Below are 14,615 nucleotides of genomic sequence, written 5' to 3'. Positions count from 1 at the left end.
CCCACCCGTTCCCATTCCGAACACGGAAGTTAAGCCCTCTCGCGCCGATGGTACTGCCGCAAGGTGGGAGAGTAGGTCGTCGCCAGACGTTTTTTATTGCCCACATGGAAATGGGGCAATAAAAAACGTCTGGGTACCCCGGTGTGTACCGCAGGGGCACAGCCCCGAGGAACGCACCGAGCCGGAGCCGCCGATAGCGGCGGAGGAGATGTTTTTTTTGTATCCCCAGGAACCGTGAGGATCTTTGTTGTTTTTTCGCTAGATTCGGTTTTAAAAATAAATTATATCACTTATGTCATTTCCTATCCCTTCACCCTCCACTTTTCCCATGCTATCCTTGGAATCGTTATGAACCAAACTGTTTTTGTATCGAATCGACTCACTGTTAGTGTGCAGAAAGGGGCTGAAGGACTAAAGCTTGTTCCCAGTGTGGGAGGGCTGGCAACGGGGCTCAGCTCGGTCTCTACAGGAGACCGGCCCCCACTTTGGGTAGGCTGGAGTGGTGTCGCCCAGGAAGATCTCCCCGAAGAAGAACACCAGCTCATCCGCGAGCAGCTGCAGCGGGACCACAACGCGATTGAGGTCCCCCTCTCCCAAGAAGAAATGGATCTCTTCTACAGTGGCTTTTGCAACGATACGATATGGCCCCTGTTTCACTATTTCCCCACTTTCACGGAATATGTTTCAAAAACATGGAAGGCTTATCAGGAAATAAACCAAAGATTTTTTGACGTTCTTGCCGATGTCATGGAGGACGATGCAACGGTCTGGGTACACGATTATCAGCTCATGCTCCTGCCTGGCCTCATCAAGAAAAAGTTCCCCCACGCGCAGGTCGGGTTTTTCCTTCACATTCCCTTTCCTTCCTTCGAGATGTTTCGGCTTCTTCCTTCCCGAGAAGCCATCCTGGAGGGGCTCTTGGGAGCAGATCTCATCGGCTTCCACACCTATGATTATGCGCGCCATTTTCTGTCCAGTGTTCGCCGCCTGCTGGGGTTCGATCATTCCATGGGAATAATCAGAACACGGAATCGTGCGGTAAAAGTTGACGTCTTTCCCATGGGAATCGATTGGAATCGATTTTTGAGTGCTGGCGAGTTGCCTGCAGTAAAAGAAGTTCGCAGTATGATTGATCTGCGCTACGCAGGTCAAAAATTGATCCTCTCTGTAGACCGCCTGGATTACAGCAAAGGAATCCCTACACGGATACGAGCCTTCCGCCGACTTCTGGAGGAGTATCCGGAGTATGTCGGAACTGCGACTCTCCTCATTATTGTATCGCCATCACGGGAATCTGTTCCCCGCTATATGGAGTTAAAACGAGAAGTCGACGAGCTTGTTAGTGACATCAATGGCCGGCTGAGTACCCTGAACTGGGTGCCGATCCACTACCAGTATCAGACAGCATCATTCGAGGAATTAAGCGCCCTCTACCGCAGGGCAGATGTTTTGTTGGTGACACCACTTCGCGATGGAATGAATCTGATCGCCAAGGAGTATCTTGCTGCCAGAACTGATGAACAAGGCGTCCTCGTGTTGAGTGAAACGGCCGGCGTTGCCCGAGAGTTGAGTGAGGCAATTCTGGTGAATCCCAGTGACCTTGATGGAATCGCCGACGCCATCAACACTGCCTTGAAACAGGCTCGGGAAGAACAAACCCATAATATGAAGGCCATGAGAAACCGGTTGCAACGGCTGACCGTGCAGTACTGGGCTCAAGAGTTTCTTGATAAACTCGCCGAGATGAAACAGCTTCAGGCAGAGCACCGGGCAAAACCCATGGATGATGAAGCGATTGCTCATTTGAGTCGCCGCTGGAAAGCATCCAAGTCCGCGCTTCTTCTCCTGGACTACGACGGCACGCTCATGCGGTTTCGGTCAAAACCCCACCAGGCAGAGCCCGACGAGGAGCTTCACGCGCTCATCACTGACTTGAACCAGCTCTCTGGCGTCCAGGTGGTGATCTCCAGTGGCCGGGACAGATCAAATCTCCAGGAATGGTTTCCCAATGATTCTCTGGCCCTGGGGGCTGGCCATGGAGCGTGGATACGAGATCCCGGAAAAGAGTGGCAAGCTGCAACGGTCCAGGTTCCTGTCTGGAAAGAGATGGTTACGCCCATCATGGAACGCATGGTCGATCGGACACCAGGATCGTTCCTGGAAGAGAAAGACTTTTCCCTGGCCTGGCACTACCGAAACAGCGAGCCGGAACTGGCGAATGTACGTTTGGCTGAATTGCGGGAGACCCTCATCTCTCTTACGAATAACCTGGAGCTCTCTGTCCTCGACGGGAACCGGGTCCTTGAAGTAAAGCCTGCGAACATACACAAGGGACGGGTCGTGCACCACTTTGCCGAGCAGGGACCCTGGGACTTGATCATCGCCATTGGTGATGACGCAACCGATGAGTATATGTTTGCTGCGTTGCCCGAGGGTTCTGTCTCAATAAAAGTCGGAGTGGGGGCTACAGATGCGCTCTATTCCATCGATGGCGTGGAAGAGGTCCATCGGTTATTGCGAAAGCTTGCTGGATCGGCTTAGTGCCTGGTGCAGCGGTGTTGTCCAGCCTGATGGCCTTCCAGTCAGCCATCAGGCAATTCATCAATGCAACGGCAATCGTCAAATACGGCCGGGCCAGGTATCTCGATGAGCAGGCCCGGGCATTTTAATCCAGCGACACCGGGTGAACCCAGGAGTTGTAGCGCGGTTCCCGGTTCTCGGTGATGGAGGTGATCATCTTTTTCAAAGCCTCCGTGACGGGCCGTTCTTTCGGAAGCGGGTAGTTTTCGATCTGCTTCACGGGCGTTACTTTTGCAGCGGTGCCGCTCAGGAAGACCTCATCAGCGATGAGGAGCTCCGATTTGTCCAGGGGGCGTTCAATCACCTGGTACCCCAGATCGCGGGCCACGGTAATCACCGAGTCCCGAGTGATTCCTTCCAGAATATCCTGATCCACGCCGGGCGTTACAATCGATCCATCCCGGACAATGAAGATATTCATCCCTGAGGCCTCGCAGACCTTCCCCTGGGAGTTCATCATGATTGCCTCGTCAAACCCACTCTCAACAGCCTCCGTCTTTGCCATGGAGGAGGTAATGTAGCCTCCGCTGATCTTGCCTCGCAGGGGAAAACTTCGGTCTTCCTGACGATACCAGGAGCTGATCCGGCAGGAAACGCCCTCCGGCGAGAGATAGTCGCCCAGCTCGATGCCGTAGACCAGGAGGTCCTTTTCTACATTGTGAAGGCGCGGTGATATTCCCAGATCCGAGGTGTACACCAGCGGGCGGAGATAGAAGGGGGTCGTGGGAGCGTTTTTTCGCACGAAGGACTCGAGGGTTTTCAGGATTTCCTCAGGGGCGAGATCATATTTGAGAAACCGGGCGCTTTTGCTGAGTCTTTGTGCATGGCGGTCTGCCCGAAAAAGAAGAATCTGGCGGGAGTTTTGAGGATCGGGAATCCCTCTCATGCCGCCGAAGGCTGCAGTTCCATAGTGAAGGGCATGGGTTGCCACCGAGAGCGTCGCCTTCTCAAACTCAACGAAAGATCCCTTCAAATAGGCGTAGGGCAAAAAAGTGTGCATCGCGTCCTCCCGGGGCAGAAATTTTCGGTCTGAGTATAGGGTTCCGACAGGTCTCTGTCAAACTTATCGTCCCTTTTTTCATCCTGAAGTCTTGCGATCTTGGGGGAAGGAAAATCTTCTTTGCGCCCCGGGTCTCTTCTGATACTATGGAAGGCATCATGAAGCAGAAACTCAATCTGGTTGGACAAAGACGAGTTGTGATTGACCGGGTGGAACCCTCTCTTGACGGAGGAGCCTTCCCGATAAAGCGGGTCGTGGGAGAATCGGTCCAGGTAGAGGCCGATATTCTTGCCGATGGCCATGACCTCCTGCGGGCATCTCTTCTGGTTCGACCAAAAAAGGCCAGGAGCTGGCGGGAGATACCGCTCAAACCGGCAGGAAACGACCTGTGGAGAGGGTGCTTCACCGTGGATTCCCTGGGCTACTGGGAGTACACCCTTCGCGCCTGGGTTGATCACAGCCAGACCTGGCGTGAGGGGCTCCGCAAAAAACACGATGCAGCCGTGGCTGACAACACTGATCTCGAGATCGGCGCAGCCCTGGTGCGTGCTGCCGCAAAGCGAGCCCGGGGAAAGGACGTTGAGCGTCTGGAAAATCTGGCCAGGACGCTGGCTGAGCAAGGCCAATCTCTTGACCGCCGTGTTGCGGCGGCCCTGGATAAAGCGGCCGAGGAACTGGTCGATCGATACCCGGATCTCTCGCACAAGACCGACTTGAAGGAACCTCTTCGGGTATGGGTAGACCGTGAACGAGCCGGTTTCAGTGCCTGGTACGAGCTGTTTCCTCGTTCTGCCGGTGTAGCAGCCGGCTCAGGGGGGCGCGCCGGGAGCGATCAGGTCTTCTCTCATGGAACCTTTCAGGATGTTATCGCTTTGCTTCCGGAAATTGCCCGGATGGGTTTTGATATACTCTATCTTCCTCCTGTACACCCCATCGGACAGGAAAAACGAAAGGGCCGCAACAACACCACCCAGGCGGCACCTGGTGATCCCGGTTCTCCCTGGGCGATCGGCTCCGCCGAAGGTGGTCATACGGCGCTTCATCTTCGCCTGGGGAGCAAGGAAGATTTCCTTGCCCTGGTCGAAGCCGCGAAAACCTATCAGATGGAAATAGCCCTGGATATCGCCTTTCAGTGTTCCCCCGATCATCCCTGGGTTAAGGAGCACCCCCAATGGTTTGTCCATCGTCCTGACGGTTCAATCCAATATGCTGAAAATCCCCCCAAAAAATATGAAGATATTTATCCTCTTGATTTCGAAACCGACGATTGGGAAGCTCTCTGGAATGAGTTGCTCCAGGTCTTTCTTTATTGGATCGATTGTGGCGTTCGGGTTTTTCGGGTTGATAACCCCCACACAAAATCTTTTCCCTTTTGGGAATGGCTCATTGAGCGGGTTCACGAGAACTGTCCCGAAGTAATCTTTCTGGCCGAAGCGTTCACGCGTCCCAAGCGCATGTACCGCTTGGCCAAGGGTGGTTTCACGCAATCCTATACGTACTTTACCTGGCGAAACAGTCCCGAAGAGTTGCGCCAGTACCTGACAGAGCTTACCCGTGAAAAGCCGCGGGAGTTCTTTCGGCCAAACTTCTGGCCCAATACTCCCGATATCCTTCATGAAGATCTCCAGTCGGGAAAACCTGCGGCTTTTATAGCGCGCCTGGTCCTGGCAGCAACCCTGAGTTCAAACTATGGAATCTACGGACCCGCCTACGAGTTGCTTGAGCACAAACCGGTCCGACCCGGGAGCGAAGAGTACCTGAACTCCGAGAAGTACGAGATTCGCGCCTGGAACCGGCAAGATCCCCGGTCCATCGCGCCCCTTATCGCCCGGGTAAACGAGGTCCGGCGAAAAAACCCGGCTCTTCAAAGCAACAGGAACCTGCGGTTTCATGCCGTAACCAATCCTCACCTGCTTTGCTACAGCAAGACCGATGACGATGGCGACAACATTATCCTGGTGTGTGTAAACATGGATTATTCCCGGATCCAATCGGGGAAGGTAGAGTTCTCCCTGCCCGCTGTAGGGCCGCATCCACATCAGCCCTTTGTTGTGAGGGATCTTCTGAGCGGTCATTCCTGGACGTGGCATGACTACTGGAACTATCTGGAATTGGACCCCGATCTTTCGCCGGTTCATCTCTTTGTCATTGACAGGTGATGCCTTGACCGGTGATAGGCGGATAGATTGAGAGCTGATACATCGGTGCGTAATGAAACGTGCCTGGCAACTTGTTCCGGGGCAGGCCGGAAGATTGCGCTTTCAGGAGATTGTCTTCGATGAGCCATGGTCCGATGAACAAAAAAGGGATTGTCCTCTCCCGGAGACAGTGGGATAGCTTTGCTGATGAACTGCGGCATCCGCTGGAAGCTGTGTTTCTTCTGCCGTATCTGCAGCAAAGTCGCTGGTTTCGGGACAAAGCCCGCCATGTAAAGAGTCTGGCGATCGTGGACACGGTGCTCAGCAAAACAGGAGAGACAACTACCTGGCTTCTGGTGGTTCAGCTCTTCTTCATCGATGGTCGGGACGTATTCTATTTCGTGCCCCTGGCCCTGGCCCTGGGGGATGAAGCCCGAGAAATTCAGAAAGACTATCCTCTGGGGATTGTAGCTCCTGTGCGGTTTCATGACGCAGAGGGGGTTTGCTTCGATGGCCTCTGCTGCCCCGAAGTCCAGGAGCTCCTCTTGACGTCCCTCATCTCCGGTGCTGTTCTCCGGGGAGCTGCAGGGGCGATTGAGGCCGCTCCCGCAGGTTCGCTCCGGGGAGAACTCCCTGAAGCGTTTCTGCCTGCACGGCTTCTTCGGGGCGAGCAGTCCAACTCGGCCCTCTTGTATCGGGAAAAGGCCTTTCTCAAGATCTATCGGTCTCTTGAGTCGGGAGAAAATCCGGAGGTCGAGATTCTTCGACACCTTGCAAGAAACAGTCTTGCCAGTAGGTCAGCAGCGTGTCGGGTTCCGCAATATTTGGGTAGTCTTGATTATCGCTTCCCCGGAGGAGAGAGCGCTGCCCTGGGCCTCCTGGTGGAGTATGTCCCGAACAGGGGCGATGGCTGGGAGTACGCCACGAGAGAAAGTGCTGCCTTCTTTCTGCATCTTCTTCAGCAGTCTCCTTCCATGGACGACGCGAGCGCAGGCTCTGTCGGAGAGGTTGGGGAGGCTTTTTTTTCTGTCTCGGGGGGGCGAGGGAAAGAGTTTCTGGAAAAAATTGCGCTTCTCGCGCGCCGTACGGGTGAATTGCACCGAGCCCTGCTTCAGGGGGCCGACTGCCCTGATAGTGAAGCTTTCGGGGCGGAACTTTTTACGGTTGATTGCCAGCGCTCACTTGTTTCTTCTCTCCAGGCGATGACTCGCCGGGTTTTTGGGCGGGTCAGGGAACAACTAGCCTCGTTCCCCGATGGGATGGTTCCTTTGGCTGAAGAGTTTGTCGGAAAGGAAGAGACCCTTCTTTTGTTTCTTTCCGGGTGTCTCTCCGAGTGGGCCGGTCGGTCCGAAACGATCTGGAAGATTCGCCTGCACGGTGATTATCATCTGGGACAGGTGCTTTTCACCGGTTCTGATTTTGTCCTTACCGATTTTGAAGGAGAGCCGGCCCGCCCGCTTCAGGAGAGGCGACAAACCGCTTTGGCCCTTCGAGACGTGGCGGGAATGCTCCGGTCTTTTCACTACGCCGGGTCGCTCGGATATCGTCAGGTTTCCTCAGCGAATCCCGAGTCCCCCGGGGCTTTGAATTCCTGGGTTGAGTACTGGTACGCAAGGACTCAGGTCGTTTTTCTGGAGGCCTATCTGAAGGAGGTTCGGGGGGCGGGCGTGGTGCCGGAAAACTGGTGTGATCTTCAGCTCCTTCTGAAGGTTCACATGCTCGAAAAAGCAGTCTACGAAGTGGATTACGAACTCGATAATCGACCCGAGTGGATATGGGTGCCCTTAAAAGGAATTTGTTTTATTCTGGAACATGAAATCTCTCTCGAAGCCTTCTAAGTAGAGTGATTTTTCCCAAAAATACAAATGTTTCCCCTTGTCGGTTGTCGACTGCTTTAATGCGTCAAAAAATATCGGAAAAAAAGGCCTTCTTGCTTGCGGCTATATCCATTTTTCTCTATAAATATTGATTAGCAATTTCGAAAAGGAGTGAATTGATGGGTAAAATGCATATTTTCCGCATGACCTTGGCCTGCCTGGCGGCATCGATCATGATGCTTTTTGTGTCCTGTGGTGGTCGAGCCGATATAGCTGACGAGGATATGGGAGCGCCGGTTCCGAATCTGGTGGTCCTCAGTTCCCTCCCCGAGGCGAACAGGGTCAATTACGAGATGGCCCAGGAGCTTGCCGAGGAGCTTGCAAAGATCGGGGTAACCCTGGAGGCTCGGCCCACAGATTTTTCTGTTCTTCTCGATGTCCTCTACGGAGAGGATATGGACTACGATGCCTACACGATCGGCTGGTCTGGCCGGGTGGAGCGGCTTGATCCTGATATGTTTATTCACTCTATCAACCATTCTGATAACGCCGTTGCCGGAGGAAACAACACCTGCCGTTTTTCGAACTCCGAGTTTGATATCCTCGCCGATGCCCAGCGCCAGGAGATGGACGTAGAGGCTCGGCGCGAGATCGTCTGGCGGGCGCAGCGGATATTGGCCGAGGAAGTTCCTCGCATAACTCTCTATTCGCGGGCCAACGTCCAGACCTACGATAAGACGCGCTTTACCAACATGGTGAATATGTCCGGTGAGGGGCTGTTCAATGAGTGGAGCCCTCTGGTGATGGAGCCCCTCTCGCAGGATCACACCGTTCCCGTGGTTGCCAGCAACATCAACATTACCAACTTGAACCCCTTCGCTGCCCGCAGCGTCTACGATTGGCGAAATCTCCGGCTCATCTACGACAAACTGGTCCGGCTGAGTCCCCAGGTTGAGCCCGAGCCCTGGGCCGCCACGGGGTGGGAGATCGTGGAAGACACTGTTGTGGATGTCACGATCCGAAGTGGAATGAGTTTCCACGATGGAGAGCCTGTAACGGTAGACGACGTGGTCTGGAGCTATCAGACCTGGATGGACCTCCCCGACAGCTACTTCGCATCGTTTACCAATCCGATCGAGTCCGTTGAGGCTCGCGATGCAAATACCGTCAGGTTTGTTCTGAATGCCCCTTATGCGCCGTTCATCACAACCACACTCACCCAGATTCCCATCGTTCCCAAGCACATCTGGCAGAATGTGGGCGATGTCACACAGTACGAAAACGCCCATCCCGTTGGTAGCGGTCCTTTCAGCTTTGTCCGCTTTCGTCCCGGCGAAGAGCTGGTCACCGAACGGTTTGCCGACTACTTCTTCCCTGTGAACATTGATGGTTATATCTTCAAGATTTATGCCTCCCCGGAAGGCGTTCTCTCGGATCTGGAACTGAAGAATGTTGATGTGATCTCCTACGATCTGATTCCTGCCCATATCAATCAGATCAAGAGCAACGAAGGCGGACGGTTCAGTCATCTTGAGCTGACCGAGGCGCCGGACATTGGTTTCTTCTACATCGGTCTGAATAATAATCGCCCTCCCTTTAACAATGTCGATTTTCGCCGGGCCCTGACCTACCTGGTGGATTATGACTACGCCCTGGATGTCCTCCTTGAGGGGTATGGAAGCCGAGGCGGTGGTGGTTTGGTCATTAACGCTGCCAACAAGTTCTGGCACAATCCCGAAGTGCCGATCTACGACACCTACGATCCTGAGAAGGCTCGGGAACTTCTTGCCGAGGCAGGGTTTACCTGGGATAGCACCGGCCGCCTCCGGATGCCTCGCTGAGCAGGTGTCCTGGAGAAACGGGCGTTGGGGCCGGTGTAAGCCGGCCCCATTCCATTCATAAAGGAGATAAAACTCTGTGCTACCCTATATAGCAAAACGATTGATGGTCATGGTGATCATGCTCTTCCTTATTGCAACCATGATCTTTCTTATGTTCCGTACAATGCCCGGCGATCCCACAGCGTCCATGGTGGATCCCTCCATACCTCGCGAGGCGAGGCAGGCTCTCCTTGAACGATATGGGTTGCATGAAAGCTTGTGGACTCAGTACCAGATTTTCATGAAAGATCTGGTTCGTCTTGATTTCGGGAATTCCTTTTTTTATAATCGACCGGTCCTTCGCGTGATTGGTTCCCGAATGCCGGCGACGCTGATACTGATGTTGAGCGCCATGCTGGTGGCCTACCTGGCTGGTGTCCTCGGAGGTGCCTGGATGGCGTGGCATCGGGGGTCTCCTCTGGAGTCTGTCGGCGTTACCTTCAGTCTGATCTTTCGTTCAGCGCCTACATTTTGGATTGGCCTGATGGCGATAATGGTTTTTTCTGTTATGCTGGGATGGTTTCCTGCTCAGGGGATGCGATCCACGGGATACACGGGTGATACGTTTTTTGAAATCTTTGTAAACCGCGACTTTCTGCGGCACCTGATTCTGCCTTCGATTGTGGCAGGTCTTTACTTTCTTGCTACCCCTCTTCTGATCATGCGGAACAGCATGCTGGAAGTCATGTCTGAAGACTATATCGAGATGGCTCGTGCCAAGGGGCTTCCCGAGCGGCGAATCCTCTATCATCATGCAGCCCGAAATGCTCTGCTTCCAGTTGTTACAGCGGGCGCGCTCTTTATTGGCGCCGCCATAGGCGGTCAGGTTCTCATTGAGGTTGTATTCAGTTGGCCCGGTTTGGGACGAGAGATCGTGCAGGCCGTAACCCGTTCGGACTATCCCCTGGCACAGGGAATTTTCATCATCATCTCAGCGATCATGATGTTCATGAACCTTGTGGCGGATGTGGTATACGCCTTCCTGGATCCGCGGATCACCTACCGATGAAAAGGATGTGAAGGCAATGAAAATGTTAACACGGCATATTAACAAGCAAAGTTCCCTTTATGTGTTTCTGTCAAACCTGAAGCAGGACAAGCTGGCTCTGTTTGGAGTTGTGCTCCTGATGGCCTTTGTGTTTGTGGGGGTTTTTTCGGAGCAATTGGCTCCTCATGGTCCCCGGGATCGACATTACCACGAGGAGGGCGGCATTCGCCGTCTTGAGAGCCCTTCCTGGGACCACCCTTTCGGGACCACCGATGTGGGGCGGGATATTTTTAGCCAGGTGATTCTGGGTACCAGAACTGCCTTGATGGTAGGGTTTCTGGCTGCCTTGCTGGTAACAATCGTGGGCTCTGTCATAGGAATTATTGCGGGGTATTTTGGAGGGTGGATTGACTCGCTTCTTATGAGAGTAGTCGATTTTTTCTATGCGATTCCATTTATTCCCTTTGTAATTGTTCTTGCAGCGGTGTTGCAGCCCAGTATATGGAATATCATACTTGCGGTTTCGCTTCTGTCCTGGCGAACGGTAGCACGGATTGTGCGTTCACAAGTCCTTTCCATCGCCCAGAGGCCCTACATCAAAGCAGCTCGTGTTGCAGGGGCCGGTCATCTGCGCATCATGGTTCGGTATATTCTTCCCAATGTTATTCCTCTGGTGTTGTTGGAGATGGCCTTCATGGTTAACTGGGCGATCATGGCAGAGGCGAGCGTCTCTTTTCTCGGGTTTGGAGATCCCCGGGTGACAAGTTGGGGGCAAATTCTCCACATCAATTTTATCTCGGGTTATTCCCGCCAGGCCTGGTGGTGGACGATCCCTCCCGGGATGGCAATTGTGTTTCTTCTGCTCTCGATCTTCTTTGTAGCGCGGTCCCTGGAGGCCGTAGTAGATCCGCGATTAAGGAAACGATGAGAATGTTGGATGTTCAGAATCTCAGTGTTGAGTACAAGATTCAGGGGGGAGTGCTTCGGGCTGTCGAAGATGTTTCCTTTACCCTGAAACGGGCCGAGAGCCTGGGGATTGTCGGTGAGTCGGGGTGCGGAAAGAGCACGATAGCGAAGGCCTTGTTGCAGCTTTTGCCCAAAAACGGAAGAATTTCTGCAGGGCACGTACTGTTTGACGGAGAAGATCTGGTAGGGAAGAACCCGGAAGAGATGAGGAAGATGCGTCAGAAGCGCATCGCCTTGGTCTCGCAGAGTGCCATGAACTCCCTGAATCCTGTCTACACCGTGGGGACGCAGATCATCGAGGCTATTCGAACCCACTCACGAATGACCGAAAAGGAAGCCTTCGCCCGGGCGGTTGAAGTTTTTTCCATGGTTGGCCTGGAGGAAAAACGTCTCAAGAGCTTTCCTCATCAGCTTTCCGGAGGAATGAAGCAACGGGCGATCATCGCCATGGCCCTTTCCCTTGAGCCGGATATAATCATCGCCGATGAGCCTACCACCGCTCTCGATGTGGTCGTTCAGGGGAGAATTCTCCAGCGCATCCAGAAAATACACAAAGAAATCTCCAGTTCCATGATCTTCATCACCCACGATATCTCTGTAGTGAGTGAGGTCTGCGAGACAATCATGGTGATGTATGGGGGGCGAGTGATGGAGATCGCCGATACGAACAGTTTTTTCCGCGCCCCCTACCATCCCTATTCCCTGGGGTTGCAGAATGCCTTTCCCAGTATCACCGAGATCGGACAGGAGGAGCTGGTGGCGATTCCTGGCTCCCCGCCCAACCTCTCGGAGCCACAGCAGGGCTGCCGGTTTCATGTGCGATGTCCTTTTGCAACTGAAAGATGCAGTCTTGAGGAGCCTCCTCTTGAGGAGGTCAAGGAGAATCATTATTCGGCCTGTTGGTATACCGATAAGGTAGAATCCTTCCGCCGGGAAGCAAAAAAACGGGATACCTGGGAATCTGTCCGAGCAAGGATTGAGGAGCAGATCCTGCAGGAGGAGACCAGCGAAGAAATGAAGGGGGCCGGCATATGAGCGCCACGCCGATGATTTCGATTGCAAACTTGAGTAAGCATTATCCCCTTCGGCGGGGCATCAAGGATATTTTCCGGCAGGACCATCAGGTGGTGCGGGCCGTGGATGACGTGTCTCTGGATATAGCTCCTGGCGAAATTCTTGGACTTGCTGGCGAGAGTGGGTCGGGTAAAACCACTACGGGCGAGATCATTGTGCGGCTTCAGGAGGTAACATCGGGGGAGATAACAGTCGACGGGCACCCTCTGGAAGCTTCCTCTCGAAAGGATCGGAAACGGTTTCGCCGGGAAGTACAGATGATCTTTCAGGATCCCTATGAAACGCTGAACCCGCGTTTTACCGTGTTCGAGACCATTGCCGAGCCACTTCGCATCCACGGGCTCAAAGACAAACAGGAGATTGCCCGCCGGGTAAGCGAGTGTCTTACCATCGCCGGTCTCAAGCCTGCAGAGCATTACCTTGACCGATTCCCCCATGAGATGTCAGGAGGCCAGCGCCAACGGGTGGCAATCGCCCGAGGTATCGTTCTTCGTCCCAAAGTGCTGATTGCTGATGAGCCTGTTTCAATGCTGGATGTCTCGATTCGGGCGGATATTCTCAACCTTCTCAAGCGACTGCGGGATGAAATGGGTCTGACGATGATCTATGTCTCTCACGATCTTGCAACAATCAAATATCTTTGCGACAGAATCGCCGTAATGTATTTGGGCAAGATTGTGGAGATCGGTAAAGCTGAGGATGTTATCGCTCATCCCCAGCACCCCTATACGCAAGTGCTTGTCTCCTCGGTCCCTGTGGCAGACCCTGATTATCAGCGCGAAGAGGTGACTGTAGACGATGCTGTGCCCGATCAGATCAATCTTCCTGAAGGATGCCGTTTCACGCCACGTTGTCCCTACGCCCAGCCTGAGTGCCTCTCCTGCGGTCACCGTCTGATCGAGCGGCGGGATGGCCAGCAAAGCGCCTGCATGTTTTCGCCCCAGGAACTAAGGCCGCGAACGATCGTCCAGGAGACCGCCGGTTCAAAGGGGTAGTGCACGGAAGGCTTCAAGGGAGGGAAAATTCATTCGCTTTTGCTTGTCGGACCGATGTTGTTGGACTACCATTAAAGGGTGAACAGATCAATGATAGGTGTCCGACTGGCAGACCGGAGTTTTTATCCCGTTTTCGACGGGCAAGGGTCGGTGCGGAAGAAACTCGTTCTCACGACAGTTCGGGATGAGCAGGATCGCGCAGAAATATCTCTCTACCGTGTTTTTGAGCAACAAGATCCTGGTTTCAAAGAGCAGAGCGAACTTCAGAGTGAGGAGTTTCTTGGTACGGTTGCGCTGACCAATCTGTCTCCTCAAAAGCAGGGAACTCCCGATTTGGACCTCTTGCTTACCCTGGACGACGAAGGGGTGTTGCACGTGGTTGCCACAGATCGTCAAGGGGGGGGTATGCAAAGTCTTGTCATCCCCCTGGAGGATCGGCGAAACTCCAGCCCCTATCAGCGAATTTCCGAAGGAGATCGCGACTTTCTTGATGAGCCTGAAGACGATTCCGGTTTTGATGAAGACCCCCGACATTGGGAGCCGTCCCCGGGGCATCGATCAGGGCGCCTTGTTCTGGTATTACTCTTTGCGCTTCTGATTGTCCTGCTTTTTGCCGCCGCTACTCTGGTTTTCCGTTCGTTTGCTGCGGGGGATGCCGTGGAGCCAACTCCGGTAGAACAGCCTCCTGACCCGCATCCGCCACAGGAAGCCGCCCCGTTCCAGGAGCCAGAGCATTCAGGGGAACAGGAGCCACTAGCCCGGGAGGACAGGGTAGAACCTGCAAAAGAGGCTAAAGAAGCCGAGCCCTCTCTGGCTGAGGGGGGGGCAGTCCGGGAGGACACGCTGTATCAAATTAGCTGGGGTGATACTCTCTGGGATCTTTCCCTGCGTTTTTATGGAACTCCCTGGCGGTTTCTGGAGATCGCTGACAAAAACCGGATAAGAGATCCCGATGTGATTTTTGCCGACCAGGATTTGCTCATCCCAAAACGCTGAGTGCTGGTTGTGAATGTTTCATGGTTTTGTGACTCCTGGAGCCCCGTGGATCCGCAGAAAGTAATTTTTTTTCACAAACTGCGAGCAAAGCAGTTGACGCGCAGTAGTGGGAGCTGATAGATTCACCCTCGCACGGCAGTGATGCGGTGCACTGACTGAGAGCAACCAACCATGAGTTGAG

At 53.8% G+C, this 14,615-nt stretch carries 10 protein-coding genes and 1 rRNA gene; 10 read left to right on the top strand and 1 reads right to left on the bottom strand.

Annotated elements, in window-relative coordinates; translation table 11 throughout:
• Both rrf and BW950_RS13795 read left to right on the top strand, forming a co-directional pair.
• Nucleotides 1–88, top strand: a 5S ribosomal RNA gene (rrf, locus tag BW950_RS13800); the annotation flags it as partial.
• Nucleotides 89–348: 260 nt separating this feature from the next.
• On the top strand, nucleotides 349–2,541 hold the full coding sequence (locus BW950_RS13795) for a bifunctional alpha,alpha-trehalose-phosphate synthase (UDP-forming)/trehalose-phosphatase (RefSeq protein ID WP_076489887.1): 2,193 nt from the start codon (nucleotides 349–351) through the stop codon (nucleotides 2,539–2,541).
• Between the two features lie 124 nt (nucleotides 2,542–2,665).
• Here the strand turns inward: BW950_RS13795 and BW950_RS13790 are convergent, their stop codons facing one another.
• Nucleotides 2,666–3,580 (bottom strand): branched-chain amino acid transaminase, encoded by a 915-nt coding sequence (locus BW950_RS13790; RefSeq protein ID WP_076489883.1) that lies wholly within the window; start codon nucleotides 3,578–3,580, stop codon nucleotides 2,666–2,668.
• Between the two features lie 158 nt (nucleotides 3,581–3,738).
• Between BW950_RS13790 and BW950_RS13785 the strand changes: the two genes are divergently transcribed.
• The 8 genes from BW950_RS13785 to BW950_RS13750 all read left to right on the top strand — a co-directional run bounded on the left by BW950_RS13785 (nucleotide 3,739) and on the right by BW950_RS13750 (nucleotide 14,434).
• Nucleotides 3,739–5,739: an alpha-1,4-glucan--maltose-1-phosphate maltosyltransferase gene (locus tag BW950_RS13785; protein ID WP_076489886.1), complete on the top strand. Its 2,001-nt coding sequence runs from the start codon at nucleotides 3,739–3,741 to the stop codon at nucleotides 5,737–5,739.
• A gap of 119 nt (nucleotides 5,740–5,858) precedes the next feature.
• Nucleotides 5,859–7,556, top strand: a complete 1,698-nt coding sequence (locus BW950_RS13780) for a hypothetical protein (protein WP_143559264.1) — start codon at nucleotides 5,859–5,861, stop codon at nucleotides 7,554–7,556.
• A gap of 158 nt (nucleotides 7,557–7,714) precedes the next feature.
• On the top strand, nucleotides 7,715–9,376 hold the full coding sequence (locus BW950_RS13775) for an ABC transporter substrate-binding protein (RefSeq protein ID WP_234969131.1): 1,662 nt from the start codon (nucleotides 7,715–7,717) through the stop codon (nucleotides 9,374–9,376).
• A gap of 76 nt (nucleotides 9,377–9,452) precedes the next feature.
• A complete protein-coding gene (locus tag BW950_RS13770) occupies nucleotides 9,453–10,424 on the top strand; it encodes an ABC transporter permease (RefSeq protein ID WP_200796842.1) in 972 nt (323 codons plus the stop codon).
• A gap of 16 nt (nucleotides 10,425–10,440) precedes the next feature.
• Entirely contained in the window at nucleotides 10,441–11,331 is an 891-nt protein-coding gene (locus tag BW950_RS13765) for an ABC transporter permease (protein ID WP_076489881.1), read from the top strand.
• Nucleotides 11,328–12,404 (top strand): ABC transporter ATP-binding protein, encoded by a 1,077-nt coding sequence (locus BW950_RS13760; protein WP_076489880.1) that lies wholly within the window; start codon nucleotides 11,328–11,330, stop codon nucleotides 12,402–12,404. The genes BW950_RS13765 and BW950_RS13760 overlap by 4 nt, the downstream gene beginning before the upstream one ends.
• An 11-nt stretch (nucleotides 12,405–12,415) precedes the next feature.
• Nucleotides 12,416–13,438, top strand: coding sequence for an ABC transporter ATP-binding protein (locus BW950_RS13755; protein WP_234969130.1), 1,023 nt, complete (start codon nucleotides 12,416–12,418; stop codon nucleotides 13,436–13,438).
• A gap of 90 nt (nucleotides 13,439–13,528) precedes the next feature.
• On the top strand, nucleotides 13,529–14,434 hold the full coding sequence (locus tag BW950_RS13750) for a LysM peptidoglycan-binding domain-containing protein (RefSeq protein ID WP_076489878.1): 906 nt from the start codon (nucleotides 13,529–13,531) through the stop codon (nucleotides 14,432–14,434).
• The last annotated feature ends 181 nt before the right edge of the window (nucleotides 14,435–14,615 follow it).

It is taken from the genome of Alkalispirochaeta americana (genome assembly GCF_900156105.1).
Classification (GTDB): domain Bacteria; phylum Spirochaetota; class Spirochaetia; order DSM-27196; family Alkalispirochaetaceae; genus Alkalispirochaeta; species Alkalispirochaeta americana.
This window is presented reverse-complemented; position numbering and strand designations above follow the sequence as displayed.